This window comes from Microbacterium sp. VKM Ac-2870, assembly GCF_015350795.1.
Taxonomy (GTDB): domain Bacteria; phylum Actinomycetota; class Actinomycetes; order Actinomycetales; family Microbacteriaceae; genus Microbacterium.
Genome location: NZ_JADKSH010000003.1, coordinates 393,913 through 411,243, shown reverse-complemented (window position 1 = coordinate 411,243; position 17,331 = coordinate 393,913). Strand labels below are relative to the sequence as shown.

Here is a 17,331-nt window from a genome sequence, read left to right as displayed (position 1 = left end):
CGGAGCGCTCCGCGTGGACAGTGCAGGTCGGGCATCGTCGTCGCGACGCGGCGAGCGTCCGACGACGCGGCGCTCGCCGAGGCGTTCGGCCGGACGCGCGCGTTCGTTTTCTGCGGCGCTCGCCGCCCTCGACGCGGTCGCCGCGGCGGGAGCCCAGGTGTCGGTGTGCGTGACCGACCTCGATTCGGGCACGACGGTGCTCGCTGGCGATGCCCACCTGGTGCTGCCGGTGGCCGGGATCGGCGTGGTGCCGCTGCTCATCGAGGTGGCGGCACAGCTGGATGCCGGCACCCTCGACCCTCTGGAGATCATCGAGCGCAGCTCTGTCGCCCCGGTGACGGTGGGTGGCATCTGGCATCGTTTGGCCGCACCGGCGCTGCCGGTGCGCGACCTCGCCGTGCTGGCGGCCGCGGCCTCGGATGCCGCCGCCGCCAACGCCCTGCTTGAGCGGGTGGGGCTCGACGCGGTGCGCGCCCGTACCGAGCAGATCGGGCTCGTGAAGACGGCGCTCATCGACGGCTTCCGCGACCAGCGCGGGCTCGATGACGCACCGCATGTCGGGCTGGCCTCGACGGGCGAGCTCGTGACCCTGTTCGCGGGCCTCGTCAATGCGCAGGTCGTCTCACCGGCAGTCAGCGCCCAGGTGTCGGAGTGGCTGAGCCTCAATCAAGACCTCGCTCTCGTCGCAGCCAGCACCGCGCTCGACCCGTTCGCGCACGACGATGACCGCCACGGTCTGCTGTTCGTCAACAAGACCGGGCGTGGCGACGGCATCCGTGCCGAAGCAGGCGTCATCGCGGGCCCCCGCGCGGGTGCCGCCTACGCGCTGATCGTCTGCTTCGACGACCTCTCGGTCGCCCACCGGCTGCGCGCGCACGAAGCTTTCCGCGCACTCGGGCTCGACCTCATGGAGTACGTGTACTGACGTTTTCCCGCGTCGGCGTCAGAAGACGATCGTGTGATTGCCGTGGCGGATGACACGGTCTTGCGCGTGCCACAGCACCGCGCGCGACAGCACCTGGCGCTCGACGTCGGCGCCGCGGCGGGCAAGCTCCGCCGAAGACTCGGCGTGGGTGACCCGCACGGTGTCCTGCTCGATGATCGGTCCCTCGTCGAGGTCGCCGGTGACGTAGTGCGAGGTCGCGCCGATGAGCTTGACGCCGCGCTCCTTGGCCTTCTTGTAGGGCTCTGCACCGATGAAGGCGGGCAGGAAGGAGTGGTGGATGTTGATCACCGGCACGCCGAGCTGCTCGAGGAACTCGGGCGAGAGGATCTGCATGTACCGCGCCAGCACGACGAAATCGACGTTGCCGACGAGCAGCTTCAGAATCTCCGCCTCCGACGCCGACTTGTCGGGGCCCGCCACCGACGGCACGTGGAAGAACGGCACCCCGAAGCTGCGGACGTCTTCGGCCGTGGTCGCGTGGTTGGAGATGACCATCGGGATGGTGACCGGCAGGTCGCCGCGGCGGTGTCGCCACAGCAGGTCGAGCAGGCAATGGTCCTGTTTGCTCGCGAGGATCGCCATCCGCTTGGGCACCGATTGATCGGTGAGCGACCACTCCAGGTCGAAATCGGTGAGCGTGCTGGCGATGTCCGCCTCGATCGCCGGACGGGCGAGCGCGAAGTCGGGCCGGTGGAACACAACGCGCTGGAAGTAGGCCCCGCCGCGGTGATCGTCGGAGAACTGGTCGAACGCGACGATGTTGCCCCCGATGCGGGTGATCATCGCCGACACGGCGGCGACGATGCCGGGCTTGTCGCTGCCGTGCACGATGAGGCAGGCGTGGTCGGCGGGGAGGTGGGGATCGTGCACGGGTGACATGGATCGATTCTGCCCGATGGGCGCGGTCGTCAGTTTCCGATGCGGAGGACGCCGCGGCTCAGGAGTGACGCGCGCCCTCGCCGAGGTGCGCTCAGCGCACGCCGCGCATGAGCCGCAGCACCGGCTTCACGAACAGCAGAAGCAGCACGCCCACCCCCGCAGAGATGAGGCCGAGCACCGAGAAATACGGCAGCTCGTCGTCGGGGTTGTAGAGCTGGGCGAGCTGGCCGGCGATGGCCGTGCCGAGGGCGACCGAAAGGAAGAACAGCGCCACCATCTGCGTGTGGAATGCCCCGGGCGCCAGCTTCGTCGTCACCGACAGCCCCACCGGCGAGAGCAGCAACTCGGCCACCGTGAACACGAACAGGATGCCGACGATCGCCAGCAGTGGAGTGGAATTCTCGCCGCCACCCGCGAAGGGCACGAACAGCAGGAAAGCGGAGCCCATCACGATCGCGGCGAGGCCGAACTTCACCGGGGTGGCAGGCTGGCGTGCGCCGAGCTTCGTCCAGATCGCGGCGAACACGCCCGACAGCACGATGATGAAGACGGGGTTGATCGAGTTCACCCACGACACCGGCATCTCCCACCCGAACAGGTCGCGGTCGAGGCGCTTGTCGGAGTAGACCGTCAGTACGGTGAACTGCTGCTGGTACAGCGACCAGAAAGCCACTGACGTCAGAAACAGCGGGACGAAGCCCCAGACGCGGCTGCGCTCCTCGGCATCCACCTTTCGACTCGAGAGGATGACCGCGAAGTAGGCGATCGCGGCGCCGATGACCACCACGATCACGATCAGGGCGAGGTTGTCTGCCCGGATCACCCCGACGAGCACGAGCGCGACGATCAGCGCGATGCCGGCGACCGCGATGACGCTCATCAGCGGATAGCGGGTGCGCGGCAGTGGGTTGGGCACGCGGCGCGCCTCGGCGGGCAGCTGTCGCCGACCGAACGAGTACTGCACCAGTCCGAGGGCCATGCCGAGCGCGGCGAGGCCGAAGCCCCAGTGGAATCCGACCGTGGACTGGAGCAGCCCCGTCAGCAACGGGCCGGCGAACGCGCCCAGGTTGATGCCCAGGTAGAACAGCGAGAACCCGCCGTCGCGTCGGGTGTCGTCGGGGCCGTACAGCGTGCCGACCACGCTCGTCGCGGTGGCTTTGAGTCCGCCCGAACCGATCGCCACGAGCACCAGACCCACACCCACGCCCGCGAAGCCCGGAAGAACTGCGAGGGCGATGTGGCCGGCCATGATGACGATCGCACTGACGAACAGCACGCGCTCCGCGCCGAGCACCCGGTCGGCGATCCAGGCGCCGAGCACCGTCGACAGATAGACCGCCCCGCCGTAGGCGCCGACGATGCCGGCCGCGACGCTCTGTTCCAGACCCAGCCCGCCCTGGCTCGCCGAGTAGTACAGGTAGATGAGCAGGATGCCCTGCATGCCGTAGAAGCTGAACCGCTCCCACATCTCGACGCCGAACACGTGCGCGAGTGCCCACGGCTGCCCGAAGAAACGGGTGTCGCTGTCGCCGGTGGGGGCCTCTCCCGGTTGTGAACTCATGCAGCGAGGCTAACGGTCTGCCGGCAGTGCCGGGTGGTGCTCCGCGGCGGGGCGCAGAGGGATGAACGCGGCGACCACGAGGGCGATGATCGCGGCGGCGAGACCCAGCAGGAACGACACGTGGAACGCGGATGCCGTCGGCAGCTGCCGACCGTTCTGGGGCGCCGACATGCCGGCCAGCACGGCGCCGACCACGGCTGCGGCGACGCTGGTACCCAGTGAGCGGAACAGCGCGTTGAGGCCGTTGGAGGCGCCGGACTCGCTCTGCGGGACCGACCGCATGATGAGCATCGGCATCGCGGCATATCCGAATCCGATGCCCACGCCGATCAGCAGGTTCGCCACCAGGATGTGCCAGACCTCGCTCGCCAGGAACAGGCTGAACCCGTAGGCGGCGATGAGGGCGATCGCGCCCAGGATGAGGAGCCTCCGCGGTCCGACCGAGCCGGCGAGGCGACCGGAGAACGGCGAGAGCACCATCATCACCAGGCCCGAGGGCATGATGACCAGGCTCGCCGCCAGAAGCGGCAGGCCGAATCCGGCCGGGGCAGGCAGTTCGAGAAGCTGCGGGTACGACACGTTCGAGGCGAACAGCGAGAAGCCGATGGCCACCGAGGCGAGGTTCGTGAGCAGCACCGGCCGGCGGGCCGCGACGCGCAAGTCGAGCAGCGGTTCGGCGATGCGCAACTCGTACCAGCCCCATCCGAGGAGGACGACGACACCGCCGAGGCCGCAGGCGAGCGTCGCGGGCGACATCCACCCCCACGCCTCGCCGCGGGAGATCGCCAGCAGGATGCCGAGGAGTCCGACGGCCAGTCCTGCGGCGCCGGCGACGTCGAAACGCCCCGCGGTGCGCAGCACGCTCACCGGCACGATCGCCAGTACGAGGGCGAACACGATCACGCCGAGCACGGCCGCCGTCCAGAACAGCGCGTGCCAGTCGGCGTTCTCGGTCACCAGAGCGCTGATGGGGAGTCCCAATGCCCCGCCGACGCCGAGCGTGGCGCTGATGAGGGCGATGGCAGGGTCCACGCGATCTTCGTGCAGCACGTCGCGGAGGATCGAGATCCCCAGCGGGATCACGCCCGTGACGGCCCCCTGCAGAGCGCGGCCGACGATGAGACCGACCAGGCTCGTCGACAGCGCGGCGACGACCGATCCGATCACGAGGGTGGCGAGCAGCACGAGGACGATGCGGCGCTTTCCGTACATGTCGCCCAGGCGTCCCGCGATCGGGGTGATGACCGCTGCCGCGAGCAGGGTCGCCGTGACCACCCACGCCGTGTCGTCACGGCTCGCCTGAAGAAGTTCGGGAAGCCGCGTCTGGATCGGAACGACCAGCGTGAACATGAACGACGAGGCGAGCCCGGCGATCGCCAGCACCGCCACGATCGCGCCCTGCGGCGGCATTCGTGTCAATCGTCGCCGTGCGGTGCCGTCTGAAGCCATCCTTTCAGGGTATCGGCCCGCAGAGTCGGCGGGCTCGGCTCGAGGCACGCGCGTCGACGGGCATAGGGTGCTGGCATGAGCGCTGGAATCGTTGAGATCCGCCCCCTCGAGACCGTGGCTCAGATGGATGCGGCATCCGCGGTGCTCAGCGAGGTGTGGGGCGGCGACCGCACCGGCATGCCCGCGAACCTGTTGCGCGCGCTCGCGCACGCCGGCAACTACGCGGTGGGTCTGTATGACGGCGAGCAGATGATCGGGGCGTCGGTGGGCTTTCTCGCCACCCCCGAGGAGCTGTCGCTGCATTCGCACATCACGGGCATCGTGGCGGGCTTCCGGGGCCAGGGACTCGGACGGATGCTCAAGCAACATCAGCGGGAGTGGGCTCTCACCCGCGGCATCGGCCGCATCACGTGGACCTTCGATCCGCTCGTGGCGCGCAACGCCGCCTTCAACCTGCGCGCGGTGGGCGCGCGGGTGTCGGAGTATCTCATCGACCACTACGGCGCCATGGATGACGGCGTGAACCGCGGTGACGAGACTGATCGCTTGTTCGTGACGTGGCACCTGAACGGGTCGGTCGCGACCCCGCCGCAGGAGCGCGACATCGTCACCACGGTCGAGGTGCCCGGCGACATCGAGCGGCTTCGCCGCGAGGCGCCCGGCGAGGCGCTGGACTGGCGCTACCGCGTGCGCGAGGCATTCCTCGGCCTCACCGAGGACGGGTTCGTCGTGGGCGGCTTCGACGACCGCGGCTACCTCTTCGTGCGGAGCTGATGCCAGCCGACCGCTGCATCGCCCCTGTCGTGGCGGCCGAGCGTTCACAACTCCGGTGATCCGGTCGGAAATGCGCCCGGCCGGTCGGTTTCGCACGTCGGCGGCCGGAAGACTCCGGAGTGGTGAACACGTCGCGTCGACGCCGGGCCGTGCCTAGGCTGGGTGTCGTGGCTGACCGACAACGCGGGGTTCCCGACGACTGGACGCCGCACCACCGCGACGACGGGGAGCGCTTGGGGTGGATCCGCCCCGACGGTGACGCGTGGACCGCGATCGACGTCCTGGGTCGCGAGGTCGCGGCATCCGTCGAATGGCTGGATGCCGAAGAAGCGCTCGAGCAGCGGGGGCTCGCCTTCCTCGCCGAGCCGTGGATGCTCGAGCGCGACGACCGGGGGCCGGTGCGGGTGCGCCTCGTCGAGGTGACGCCTGCGCGCATCGTCGTGAAGGTCGACGACTACGGCGACATGAGCCGCCCGCATGAGGGGATCGTGCTGCCGTGGCCACTGCCGGCGCAGCTGCGGCCGCCGCGGGAGGGTGACCCCGACGGCTACACGCTGACTCGCTGAGGCGAGAAGAAAGATTGTGCACAATTGAATTGTGTGCAATGCTTTGCCTATGTCCGCTCCCACCACGCTCGACGAGTTCGTCTGCTTCGCGATGTACACGGCGTCGCACGCGACGACCCAGGCGTACCGCGAGGTGCTCAAGCCGTGGAAGCTCACCTATCCGCAGTACCTCGCGATCGTGGTGCTGGCGGCGGGGGAGCGCACGGTGAGTGGGCTCGGCGACGAGCTCGGTCTCGACTCGGGCACACTCTCGCCGCTGCTGCGGCGGCTCGAAGATCGCGGACTCGTCGGCCGCCGACGGGATGCCGGTGACGAGCGGATCGTCCGCGTCGAGTTGACACCCGCCGGTCGCGAGGTTCACGACGCCGTCATCGCCGCCGCAGGCTGCCTCGTCCCCGCCTTTGTCGACAGCGGCCGAAACCTCGGCGAGCTTCTCGAACAGCTCTCGGCGATCACCGCCAACATGCGTGCGCTCGCCGCTGATCTCCGCGCCGCCGCCTGACTCACGAACCGCCCCACGAAAGGAAATCACCATGGACACCCTCTACACCGCAGAAGCCCTCGCCACCGGCGGAGGCCGCAACGGCCACGTCCGCACGACCGACGGCATCCTCGACTTCGACGTTCGCGTCCCCAAGGAGATGGGCGGCGCCGGCGAGGCCCCCAACCCCGAGCTGCTCTTCGCGGCCGGCTATGCGGCATGCTTCCACAGCGCGCTGCAGAGCGTCGCCCGCGCCCAGAAGGTCAGCATCGAGGGCTCGAGCGTCGGCTCGCGCGTCGGCATCGGCCCCAACGGCCAGGGCGGATTCCAGCTGGCCGTCGCCCTCGAGGTCAACATCCCCGACGTCGACCTCGCCGTGGCCCAGCAGCTGGCGGATGCCGCGCACCAGGTGTGCCCGTACTCCAACGCCACCCGCGGCAACATCGAGGTGGCTGTCACCGTCGTCGACGACTGATTTCGCGAACCCGCGTCATAACGCACGGCATCCGCACTCTCTTAGGCAGAACACTCATGAGTGAGACTCCCGAGAGGACGGGTGCCGTGCGCACTTTCATCACCGCCATCACCGACGTGCTGCGCCCCCGTGCGCCGCGTCGCAGCACCTACGTCGCCCCGCGTCTCGGCCTCGCATCGCGCAGCCACCGCTGACCGGGCTGGGCCTGGCCGCAGCGCTGGTCCTCAGTCGCGCAGCAGAGCGTCCCATGTGCGAGGGTCGTCGAGGGCCGCGATGAGTGCGTGCGCGCGGGGCTGGCGGGCCTGAAGCTCCGCGATGAGCGCCGCGTTTCCGCTCCGCTGCACGGCGGCCCGGGTTCGAGCGCGATCGTGATGGTAGAAGCCGGATGCTGCGCTCAGTGCGATCTGTGCACCACGCAGCTGAACCTCGCGACGCAGATCCAACAGGACGATCACGTCTTGGACGGGTTGCGGCAATCCGGCGAACTCCGGCGACGCCCCGAAGCCGTCGGGTTGCGAGGGGCGCGCGACCCACAGAAACTCGAGCAGCTCCTCCGGCGAGAGGTGCCGGACGGTCGATTCCGCGATGCGGAACTGATCGCTCCACACGGCGCGCGCGTGATCCTCCGGCTGGCGTGACGCGTGCAGTCGTCGCGAGGTCGTGCCGAGCAGGGCCTGCGCCCGCACGGCACGATCGGAGATCGGACCTGCACTCGGCTGCGACTCCCGGCGCCGATTTCGCGCCCGCACCCACCGGTACGCGGCGCCGACCGCGGCGGGCCCGAACGTCGCAACAACGGCCCCCGCCCCGATCAGTACACGGACCGGACCGCCGACCGTCGCATCGGTGGCGAGCACGAGCAGGGCGGCGACGCCTGCCAGGGTGAACGCACCGGTGAGGGCGGCAAGCAGCCACCTGCGCAGACGTCGCTCCGGGCGCGGTGGAAGAGCGGCCGACACAGCGCGGTCAAGAACCGGAAGTGAAGGACCAGAGGCGGTCCGCACCCCCGGAGGTCGCGACGACGGCGACGTCCTGATGCAGGTCGGCGCGGTCGAAAAGCTGAGTCACGCACGCGCTGACGCCAAAACGCTCCTGGAACCACAACGACAGCGCCTGCTGCTGCGCGATGTGCCAGATGAAGAAGCTCGACTGCTTGCTATTGCGCGCCTTCCAGGTGATCTTCTCGTCGCTTTGTATCAGCGCGACGGGAAGCGCCGTTTGCACAGCGATCGCGATGGCGTCGAGATCAGGACTCGTGCGGGCGGGGTCCCAGTACGCGCGGACCACGAACCCGGTGCCCTTTCCGCCCGGGGCAGCGAAACCCTGATACGTGCCGACGAAATGCGAATCCGCCTGGTTCCAGATATCCAACGCGGCCTTCGCCTGCTTCTTCACACCGAAGACGCCCCCCTCATCGCTGAGCGCCAGAAAGGCCTCGGGTGTGGTCAAGGATGCAGCGATAGCGGCGTGATCGGGCATGGGTTCTCCGTCCTTTTGCGGTATGAGTCGCGGTCGAAGCCATCCTATGAGTGGCGGATGTCGCGCTGTAGGGCGCACATGCGACGGACTCGCGCAACAGAGAAACGCTCCGCCGCGTAACCGGGGGGATGTACGCGGCGGAGCAGGGCCAGCGCAGTGCGATGTCTGGGGGACAACACTGTCCGGTGCACTAGACCATAGCTTCTGTGCAGGAATTCTCACAGAGGCACACCGTGCGCGGCGGCGGGCGTAGCCTGACCCCATGCCGATCGCCCGGCCCGCAGCCCCCGTCGTCATCGACGCCGTCGAGCTGCGCGTGCTGCACCTTCCGCTCGTCTCGCCATTCACCACGTCGTTCGGCACCGAGACGGTGCGTGAAGTCATCATTCTGCGGGTGCGCACTCCCGACGGCGATGGATGGGGCGAGATCGTGACCCAGCACGCGCCCCGATACTCGAGCGAGTACACGCAGGGCGCGTGGGATGTGACCCAGCGCTTCCTCGTCCCCGCCCTGTGGGATGCCGCGTCGATCGCCGGCGGGAGCCTGGCGCCGGAGGGGGTCGCGGGCGCGCTGCGCCCCTTCGTCGGACACCGGATGGCGAAAGCCGGCCTCGAGCTTGCGGTGCTGGATGCCGCGCTCCGCGCGGAGCGCCGGGCCCTCGGCGAGTACCTCGGCGCGGGCACGGACCGCGTGGCCAGCGGGGTATCGGTCGGCATCCAGCGCGACCCGGCAGCGCTCGTCGACACCGTGGGCGACTACCTCGACCAGGGGTATGTCCGCATCAAGATCAAGATCAAACCGGGACGGGACGTCGCCGACACCGCGGCGGTGCGGGATGCCTACGGCGCGATCCCGCTGCAGGTCGACGCCAACTCGGCCTACACGCTCTCCGACGCGGACACACTCGCCGAGCTCGACCGCTTCGACCTGCTCCTGATCGAGCAGCCGCTGCAGGAAGACGACATCGTCGACCACGCGACGCTGGCGGCGCGGCTGCGCACTCCGGTCTGCCTCGACGAGTCGATCGTCTCGGCCAAAGCCGCCGCCGACGCGCTGGCGCTTCGTGCGGCGTCGATCATCAACATCAAGGCGGGTCGCGTCGGCGGCTATCTCGAGGCTGTGCGCATCCACGACCTCTGCCGTGCGGCGGGCGTACCTGTGTGGTGTGGCGGGATGCTGGAGACCGGAATCGGCCGCGCCGCGAATGCCGCGCTCGCCGCCCTGCCGGGCTTCACGCTGCCGGGGGACGTCTCGGCATCCGATCGCTTCTACGCCCGCGACATCGTCACCGCGCCGATGGTGCTCGAAGACGGGTACGTGCGCGTTCCCACCGGGCCGGGGATCGGGGTCGAGATCGACCCGGTTGCGCTCGACGACGCGACCGTCGCGCGCGTCGAGCTGCGACCGTGAGCGCGTTTCGACTCGCTGCACTCGCTCAACGACCGGGAGTGGAGGTCGCTACCCCGGTCGTCGAGCGACGAGCGCAGCCGGCAGCCGAAACGCCTCAGCTCTCCGCGGCGAGCGTCTGCTCCTCCCGCAGGCCCTGCGCCATGCCGCGGCCGGTCGCCTGACCCTGGATCACCTGGCGCAGGTCGATGCCCGTCGCCGCCTCGATCGCGTCGAAGCTGGCGCGCATGCTCGACGCGGACTCCGTCGCGATGTGCGCCGAGGCACCCTCGCCGCCGAGCACCGTGATCGAGCCGACCTTGTCGAAGCCGCGGGCGAACTCGGTCATCATCGGAACGAGCGCCTCGAGGGCGCGCTGCGCGAGCAACGCCTCCTGGTTCTTCGACAGGGCTTCGGCCTCCGCCTCGATGGCCGCTGCCCGCGCCTCTCCGACGAGCCGCACGGCGTCGGCTTCGGCCTGAGCACGCAGGCGCGTGGCTTCGGCCTCCTGTGCGGCGATCTCGGCGCGTGCCTCGGCCGCCTTGACCTCGCCGTACGCCGCGGCATCCGCAGCGCGCTGACGCTGGTACAGGTCGGCGTCGGCGACCTTCTTGATGTCGGCATCCAGCTGGGCCTGCTTGTTCTCGGCGCCCTGCAGCAGCACCGCCTGCTCACGCTCGGCGCGGGCGAGCGCTTCGGCCTGCTCGGCCTCGGCGCGGGCGCGTCCGACCTCGGCCGCGGCCGCGGCGGAGTTCTTGTCGAACGCGGTCTGCTCGATGAGGTTCGCCTCGTCGGTGGCGATCTGACGCGCGCGCACCTCGCGGGCGGCGTTGATGCGCGCGACATCGGCCTCGCGACGCACGCGCTCGACCTCGGTCGCGCCCAGCGCGTCGATGTAACCGTTCTTGTCGGTGACGCCCTGGATCTGGAACGAGTCGAGGATGAGTCCCTGCGACAGCAGGTCGCTCTTGATGCCGTCGGCGATCTGATCCGACAGCTTCTGGCGGTCATTCATCAACTGCTCGACGGTCAGGGTCGCGACGACACCGCGCAGCGCACCCTCGAGCTGCTCGGTCGTGAACTGCTCGATCGCGCCGTCCTGCGAAAGGAAACGCTCGGCGGCGCGGCGCACCAGCTCGGGGTCGGAGCCGATCTTCACGAGCGCGACACCGCTGACGTTCACCGTGACGCCGGTGGACGACTGCGCGGTCGGCTCCATCTTGATCTGGCGGGCGCGCAGCGAAATCATCTCGGCGCGCTGGGTGAGCGGGTTGACCAGGGCGCCACCGCCGGTGATGACGGAGATGCGCGACGATTCACCGCTGGCGCTCTTCTGGCTCTTTCCCACCACCACCAGCGCCTGGTCGGCCTTGGCGACTTTGTACCAGGCGCGCACCATGATGAGCACGAAGACCAAGAGAACGATGGCGGCGACGACAGCGATGCCGACGATCACCAGGGCGCCACCTGCGGCGAGGATGTCCACGAAACGAACCCACTTCCTGTGTGTTGTCGATGTCCTTCGACCGTAGCGAATGCCGGCGACGGATGCCGAGGAGAACGCAGATCTCGGGATAACCCCCCCGGGCCGTGCGCTGCGGTGCCCCGAATCTGGACGCATGACGACTCCGCCGTACCCGCAGCCCGTGGCCCAGCCCATGAACCCCTCGGACGAGAAGATGTGGGCGACGCTCGTCCACATCGGCGGAGCCCTCTTCGGATTCCTGCCCGCGCTCATCGGCTACCTCATCTTCAAAGACCGGGGCCCGTTCGTGCGCGCACACGGCGACCGCGCTGGACTTCCAGCTCACGCTGCTGATCGCCGAGGTGGTGGGCTACATCCTGATGGTGGTGTTCATCGGCTTCCTGATCGTCCCGATCGTGTACATCGTGCGCATCATCTTCTCGATCATCGCCGCCGTGAACGCGAACAAGGGCGAGTGGTACACCTACCCGGTGTCGATCTCCTTCGTCAGCTGACCGCCGACTGAGCGAAAACCGCAGGCTGATGATCGTCGCGCTGATGGATGCGCCCCTGTGGCTGGGCATGACCGTCTTCTGCGTCGGCTTCGTGGGCCTGTCGTGCGTGATCCTGCTGATGCTGCGCCGGTGGGTGGCGCGGATGGCGCACGATCAATCCGAGTGGGACCGCGTGCTCAGCTACGCCGTCGGCGCCTACGGGGTGTTCTACGGCGTGACGCTCGCTCTCATCGCCGCGGCCTCGTACGCGACGTACGCCGATGTCGATCAGGTTGCCCTCGACGAATCGTCATCCATCGCCGTGCTGTACCGCTCGGCCGAGGACTTCCCCGAGCCGCAGCGGGGTGAGCTGCGCGAGGCGCTCGTCACCTATACGACGAACGTCGTGGAGGTGGATTGGCCCCAGCAAGCCGCGCTCATCGAGCCGGTGAGTGGGGATGCCGACGTCACCGCCATTCAGCGGGCGATCACGGGGTTCATCCCGGTCAATGCCCGCGAGATCAACGTGCAAGCACAGACGCTGCAGTCGTTCGAGACTTTCGTCGGTCAGCGACGCCAGAGAATCGAGGTGACGGACCTCGGCCTGCCGAGCATTCTCTGGACGGTCCTGTGGGTCGGAGCCTTGTTGAATGCGATCTTGCTCTCGCTCATCCAGGTGCGCAATCTGCGCATTCACATCATCATGGCCGGTCTCATCGCGGTCTTCGTCGCTCTGTTGCTCTACGCCATCGCCGGTTTCGATCGTCCCTACTCGGGCCCGATCTCGGTAACCCCTGGGTACTACCAGTCGCTGCTCGACGGACTGTTTCAGCGCGTTCCCTAGAGGGCGCGTCGAAGCTCCGGCACGGGGACGCCGACCGGAGGCCACTTCCCGGCATCCCGACCGGCCCGGAACGTCGCGCGCAAGAACGACAGCAGCAGCGCCTCGGGATCCTCCGCTTGACGCACATCACGGTAGGGCAGCAGGAACTCACCGAACGTCTCGTCGAAGTACGCGCCGGGTACGCCGAGGTCACGCTCGCGAAACCCCGGCGGCTCGGGGTACGTATACGAGTAGAACGCTCCCTCGTCGGCGCCGCCCGGCCAGTACCCGGCGCTGGAGACCTCGGCGTCGTACGCGCCGCGCATCACCCAGTCGGGGCAGTTCGGCACTCCACCCGGATGCTGCGGGGCGGGTCGACCGCTGAAGCGCGAGGTCGCCAGATCGAACGCGCCCCAGAAGAAGTGCACCGGGCTTGCCTTGCCGCCCCACTCGCTGCGGAAGGCGTGGAGCACCTGTGACACCGACAGCAGTGAGCGCCAGAACTGCTCGACGGCGGTGGCGTCGTAGGAGCGGTGGGTCTCGTCGTCGGCGAACGGGATCACCGCGGGCAGCTCCACCGGCACGGGATAGATCCGTGCCGGCACGTCGAGTTCGGCGACGAGCCTCTCGAACTCGCCGTAGAAGTCGGCGACGGTGCGCGGCCGCAACGGCATGGTGCGCGTCGCCCCGTCGGTGCGGTCGAAGACCAGCTCGTGCCGGCGGAAGTCGAAGCGCACCTCGAGGCCATGCGGGCCGCAGGGCATGAGCGAGGTCGTCAACCCGCGGGCATCGACGTACAGCGGCACGTTCCACCACTGATTCACGTAGGGCGTCAACTCCATTCGGAGCTTGCCGACGATCTGCGTCCAGAGCTGGAGGGTGTCGCGCGTGTCCTGCCATGCGGCGACGGGAAGCGGGGGCCACCTCTGCGCGCGCGCGTTCATGCGTCCACGATCGCATGCGCCCCGGCCGCCGTCGATGCTCAGCCTGGCCTCGGCGGGGCCACCCCCGTACCACGCGCCGGTCCATTCGGCGAGGGCCGCCCGCGCCACTCGCGCCGGGTCTATCGTTTCCGAGTGACCACGACCGATACCATCCCCGCCGGCACGTTCTCGATGAAGAGTCCCTATGGGCGGAGGGCCGCCGCACTGTCCGTCGCGGCCGCGGTCGGCGGTTTCCTCTTCGGTTTCGATTCGTCCGTGATCAACGGTGCCGTCTCATCGATCGAGTCGACGTATACGAAGGATGCGCTCCTCACCGGCTTCGTCGTCGCCGTCGCCCTGCTCGGCTGCGCGCTCGGAGCGATCATCGCCGGAGCGCTGTCCGACCGCTGGGGTCGCCTGCGGGTCATGCTCCTCGGCTCGGTGATGTTCCTCATCAGCTCGGTCGGTTCGGCGCTCACCGTCAGCGTTCCCGATCTCATCGTCTGGCGTGTGCTCGGCGGCATCGGCATCGGCATCGCCTCGGTCGTCGCCCCCGCTTACATCGCCGAGGTCGCGCCGCGCCAGGTGCGCGGCAGTCTCGCGTCGCTCCAACAGCTCGCGATCACCCTCGGTATCTTCACCGCGCTGCTGAGCAACGCCGTTCTTGCCGGTGCCGCCGGCAGCGCAGACAACGTCCTCTGGTGGGGCCTTGACGCCTGGCGGTGGATGTTCCTCATCGGTGTGATCCCAGCGGCGGTCTACGGCATCCTCTCGCTCACGATGCCGGAGTCTCCCCGGTTCCTGCTCGCCAAGGGGCGCACCGACGAAGCGCGCGCCATTTTCGAGCGTCTCGTTCCGGCGGCCGACCTCGACAAGACGATGAACGAGCTGATCAACGGGATCGAGGACGACCGCAAGAACCGCAGCGCGTCCCTGCGCGGCACGGCTCTCGGCCTTCAGCCCGTCGTCTGGATCGGCATCGTCCTGTCGGCGTTCCAGCAGCTCGTCGGCATCAATGTGATCTTCTACTACTCGACGACGCTGTGGCGTGCGGTCGGGTTCGATGAGAGCAACTCGCTGCTCATCAGCGTGTTCACCTCGGTCACCAACGTGCTCGTCACGCTCATCGCGATCTTCCTGGTCGACCGCGTCGGTCGCAAGCCGATCCTGCTCACCGGATCGCTCCTGATGGCGGTGTCGCTGGGCGCGATGGCGCTCGCGTTCGCCTTTGCGCAGACGGTGGACGGCGACGTGACCCTTCCCGGCGCATGGGGCCCGATCGCCCTGGTGGCCGCCAACCTGTTCGTCGTCGGCTTCGGCGCCTCGTGGGGTCCGATCGTGTGGGTGCTGCTCGGCGAGATCTTCCCCCGCCGCATTCGCGGAAAGGCTCTCGGCGTTGCGGCCGGTGCGCAGTGGATCGCGAACTTCCTCGTGTCGTGGACGTTCCCGCAGCTCTCGGCGTTCTCGCTCCCGTTCACCTACGGCATGTATGCGCTGTTCGCCGCGCTGTCGTTCGTCTTCGTGCTCTGGAAGATTCCGGAGACGAAGGGGATGGCCCTCGAGGAGAGCGAGACGCTGTTCGTCCGCAAGCCGAAGCGAACCGCTCGGGCCCGCTGAGTTCGCCCGTTCGCTCACCCGGTGACGGTGCGGAGCGTCCGGTCGGCGACGCTCACGCTCACGCGCTGCCCCCACGAGAGCAGGAGTCGGTCGTCCTCCATCCCGTCGCCGAAGGCGACGAGCCGGTCGGACTCGACCCGAAGAGTGAGCTCGCCGTTGTCGAGCCGGCCTGCGAACAGGTCGGCGCCGGTGGCGGGCGAGGGCCATGGCTCGCGCACGAACCACGCCAGCGTGCGATCGGTCGGCGCGGGCAGACCCAGCTGCGGCGCTTGGATGCGAGCGATCGAGCGGCACCATCCGGTTGCGCCGGTTCCGGTGCTCACGATGACGCCCGACGACGACTGCCGTTCGTTGTGGCCGTCGACCTCCAGCGTGTAGCGGGCGGACTGGTGCCCGGGCTGGCCGATCATCACCTCGTTGAGTGCGGTGAGCGACTGACCGTCGTCGGTGCGCACGTGCACCATGGTGCGCTCGCAGATGGCGGCTGTTCCCTCGGATGCCGCGCCGGCGAGAGCGACGCCCGCTGCGGGCGTGTGAGGCACGAGCACGCCGGGGTTGACGCCCGGGAGGGGATCGATGCCGATGACGGGTTGGGCGCTCAGGTACTTGGCCGCATTCGCCACCAGGCCGTCCTGCCCGACGACGAGGACGATGTCGGCGGGCTCGAAGACGAAGCGGGCGAGCTCGCCGCGCTCCACCGACGCCCGCCGCCAGTCGACGGGAAGGCCGGCGGAGACGTCGGCGAGGGCGGCGCGGATGCGCTCGTGCCGCTCCTCCACGGCGGCGAGGCTCTGCCCCCGCTGGTCGAGGAAGAAGGCGACCTGACCGCGGGTGCCGTGCCGGGCGAGCAGTTCGGTGAGCTCACTCGCCCGGTACACGATGACCGCTCGAGGCGTCGCCATCTCAGCGTCCCGCCGGTGTCGCCGTCCGCGCAGCGGCCCCGCCGCCGAGGCGTCCGAAGAGATCGGTGAGCAGGTCGGGCGTCACGGTGAGGTGGTCGATGCTGGGCAGGTTCCCGGCCAGCTCGCGCATCGCCAGGGCCGTCAGCACCTCGACGGGCACATCGCGCAGCGCCGCCATGCGCGCCTGTTCGGCGGCGCCGGCCGCCTCGCCCAACGCGCGGTCGGCATCGGCGCGGGCCTGTGCGCTCGTGCGGATGCGTTCGGCTTCGGCCTCCACGGCGATTGCTGCCGCGGCTGCCGCCTGCTCCGCCTCGATGCGGGAGTTGCGCCCTCGCGCCTCGACGAGCTCCTCCTGTCGACGTGCCAGCTCGACCTGGTTGGACAGTTCGTTCTCACCGATCGCCGCTTCCCGCTCGACGGCGAGAGCACGGCGGGCGAAGGTGGCCTTGTCGGCATCCTGCTGGATGGCTTCCCGGGCCGGCGTCTGCAGCGCGCGTTCGACGTCGGGTTCGGCCCGCAGCAGCGAGAACCGCACGCCGACGATCGCGATGCCGAGATCGGTCAGACGCGTGTCGGCGGAGAGCATCGCGGTGGCCGCGGCGCCGAGCTCGGCGAGGTCGGCACGCAGCGCGCCGTCGAGGGTGCGAGGCTGCAAGAGGTGCACGACGGCGGCCGTCGTCGCTCCGTGCAGGGGTGCGGCGATCGCGTCGAGAGGCTGTTCGACCCAGAGGCCGGAGGTCAGGTCGATGGAGAAGTCGATGCGCCTCGCGGCCAGCTCCGGATCGACGATGCGGTAGGTGGCCGTCGCGGGGGCGGAGAGCTGCTGCAGGTCGGCGGTGCGGAGGGTCACGACGACCGACAGTTCGCGATCGTCGAGCGGGACCTCGCTGATCGCGGCATCCAGGGGTCGGAACCAGAATGCCTGGCCGGCGCCGGCGTGACGCATGGCGCCGCGGCGGAAGTGGGTGACGTGCATCGTCGGCGTGGTGCTCAGGTGGCGGACGAACGGGCGGCGCGTGATGGTGGCCATGGTGTCCTTCTCTCTCGTAGTTAGTGTCATTCTGACGATAACGCTCTGAACGGTTATCGTCAAGGTGACGATTTGAGATA

General features: G+C 69.0%; 18 protein-coding genes and 1 pseudogene. 10 read left to right on the top strand and 9 right to left on the bottom strand.

What is annotated here, in order from left to right; all coding sequences use genetic code 11:
• The first annotated feature begins 13 nt into the window (after positions 1–13).
• Positions 14–925, top strand: coding sequence for a serine hydrolase (locus tag ITJ43_RS09280; protein ID WP_323741183.1), 912 nt, complete (start codon positions 14–16; stop codon positions 923–925).
• A gap of 18 nt (positions 926–943) precedes the next feature.
• Here the strand turns inward: ITJ43_RS09280 and purU are convergent, their stop codons facing one another.
• From purU to ITJ43_RS09265, 3 genes are all read right to left on the bottom strand, one after another.
• Complete coding sequence (gene purU / locus ITJ43_RS09275) at positions 944–1,825, bottom strand: formyltetrahydrofolate deformylase (protein ID WP_194583552.1); 882 nt, start codon at positions 1,823–1,825, stop codon at positions 944–946.
• Positions 1,826–1,916: 91 nt separating this feature from the next.
• Positions 1,917–3,386 (bottom strand): peptide MFS transporter, encoded by a 1,470-nt coding sequence (locus ITJ43_RS09270; protein WP_194583551.1) that lies wholly within the window; start codon positions 3,384–3,386, stop codon positions 1,917–1,919.
• Between the two features lie 9 nt (positions 3,387–3,395).
• Complete coding sequence (locus tag ITJ43_RS09265) at positions 3,396–4,796, bottom strand: MFS transporter (RefSeq protein WP_194583834.1); 1,401 nt, start codon at positions 4,794–4,796, stop codon at positions 3,396–3,398.
• A gap of 114 nt (positions 4,797–4,910) precedes the next feature.
• Between ITJ43_RS09265 and ITJ43_RS09260 the strand changes: the two genes are divergently transcribed.
• The 5 genes from ITJ43_RS09260 (at position 4,911) to ITJ43_RS09240 (ending at position 7,325) form a co-directional block, all read left to right on the top strand.
• The gene (locus tag ITJ43_RS09260; protein WP_194583550.1) at positions 4,911–5,609 is read left to right on the top strand and encodes a GNAT family N-acetyltransferase; all 699 of its coding nucleotides are present in this window, start codon (positions 4,911–4,913) and stop codon (positions 5,607–5,609) included.
• A 167-nt stretch (positions 5,610–5,776) separates the two neighbouring features.
• The gene (locus tag ITJ43_RS09255; protein ID WP_194583549.1) at positions 5,777–6,175 is read left to right on the top strand and encodes a hypothetical protein; all 399 of its coding nucleotides are present in this window, start codon (positions 5,777–5,779) and stop codon (positions 6,173–6,175) included.
• Between the two features lie 49 nt (positions 6,176–6,224).
• On the top strand, positions 6,225–6,677 hold the full coding sequence (locus ITJ43_RS09250) for a MarR family winged helix-turn-helix transcriptional regulator (protein ID WP_194583548.1): 453 nt from the start codon (positions 6,225–6,227) through the stop codon (positions 6,675–6,677).
• Positions 6,678–6,708: 31 nt separating this feature from the next.
• The gene (locus ITJ43_RS09245) at positions 6,709–7,131 is read left to right on the top strand and encodes an organic hydroperoxide resistance protein (RefSeq protein WP_060959673.1); all 423 of its coding nucleotides are present in this window, start codon (positions 6,709–6,711) and stop codon (positions 7,129–7,131) included.
• Positions 7,132–7,187: 56 nt separating this feature from the next.
• Positions 7,188–7,325, top strand: a complete 138-nt coding sequence (locus ITJ43_RS09240; protein WP_194583547.1) for a hypothetical protein — start codon at positions 7,188–7,190, stop codon at positions 7,323–7,325.
• Between the two features lie 30 nt (positions 7,326–7,355).
• Here the strand turns inward: ITJ43_RS09240 and ITJ43_RS09235 are convergent, their stop codons facing one another.
• Together ITJ43_RS09235 and ITJ43_RS09230 are read right to left on the bottom strand one after the other, a co-directional pair.
• Complete coding sequence (locus tag ITJ43_RS09235) at positions 7,356–8,090, bottom strand: hypothetical protein (protein WP_194583546.1); 735 nt, start codon at positions 8,088–8,090, stop codon at positions 7,356–7,358.
• 7 nt (positions 8,091–8,097) lie between these two features.
• On the bottom strand, positions 8,098–8,610 hold the full coding sequence (locus tag ITJ43_RS09230) for a hypothetical protein (protein WP_194583545.1): 513 nt from the start codon (positions 8,608–8,610) through the stop codon (positions 8,098–8,100).
• A 262-nt stretch (positions 8,611–8,872) separates the two neighbouring features.
• Here ITJ43_RS09230 and menC point away from each other — a divergent pair, with 262 nt between their 5' ends.
• On the top strand, positions 8,873–10,021 hold the full coding sequence (menC, locus tag ITJ43_RS09225) for an o-succinylbenzoate synthase (protein ID WP_194583544.1): 1,149 nt from the start codon (positions 8,873–8,875) through the stop codon (positions 10,019–10,021).
• Between the two features lie 94 nt (positions 10,022–10,115).
• Here the strand turns inward: menC and ITJ43_RS09220 are convergent, their stop codons facing one another.
• Entirely contained in the window at positions 10,116–11,483 is a 1,368-nt protein-coding gene (locus tag ITJ43_RS09220) for an SPFH domain-containing protein (RefSeq protein ID WP_323741182.1), read from the bottom strand.
• A gap of 49 nt (positions 11,484–11,532) precedes the next feature.
• On the opposite strand from ITJ43_RS09220, the pseudogene ITJ43_RS15405 reads away from it, so the two are divergent.
• Positions 11,533–11,977 (top strand): annotated as a pseudogene (locus ITJ43_RS15405) (DUF4870 domain-containing protein).
• Between the two features lie 43 nt (positions 11,978–12,020).
• Positions 12,021–12,800 (top strand): DUF4239 domain-containing protein, encoded by a 780-nt coding sequence (locus ITJ43_RS09210; protein WP_228495626.1) that lies wholly within the window; start codon positions 12,021–12,023, stop codon positions 12,798–12,800.
• Here the strand turns inward: ITJ43_RS09210 and ITJ43_RS09205 are convergent.
• A complete protein-coding gene (locus ITJ43_RS09205; protein WP_194583542.1) occupies positions 12,797–13,723 on the bottom strand; it encodes a DUF5996 family protein in 927 nt (308 codons plus the stop codon). The two genes, ITJ43_RS09210 and ITJ43_RS09205, sit on opposite strands and share 4 nt — an antisense overlap.
• A gap of 132 nt (positions 13,724–13,855) precedes the next feature.
• Between ITJ43_RS09205 and ITJ43_RS09200 the strand changes: the two genes are divergently transcribed.
• Positions 13,856–15,319 carry a sugar porter family MFS transporter gene (locus tag ITJ43_RS09200; RefSeq protein ID WP_194583541.1) on the top strand — a complete coding sequence of 488 codons (1,464 nt, stop codon included), beginning with the start codon at positions 13,856–13,858 and terminating at the stop codon, positions 15,317–15,319.
• A gap of 14 nt (positions 15,320–15,333) precedes the next feature.
• Here ITJ43_RS09200 and ITJ43_RS09195 read toward each other — a convergent pair whose 3' ends face one another.
• Positions 15,334–16,221 (bottom strand): NAD(+)/NADH kinase, encoded by an 888-nt coding sequence (locus ITJ43_RS09195; RefSeq protein WP_194583540.1) that lies wholly within the window; start codon positions 16,219–16,221, stop codon positions 15,334–15,336.
• 1 nt (position 16,222) lies between these two features.
• Positions 16,223–17,251 (bottom strand): SPFH domain-containing protein, encoded by a 1,029-nt coding sequence (locus tag ITJ43_RS09190; RefSeq protein ID WP_194583539.1) that lies wholly within the window; start codon positions 17,249–17,251, stop codon positions 16,223–16,225.
• Positions 17,252–17,331: the final 80 nt, after the last annotated feature.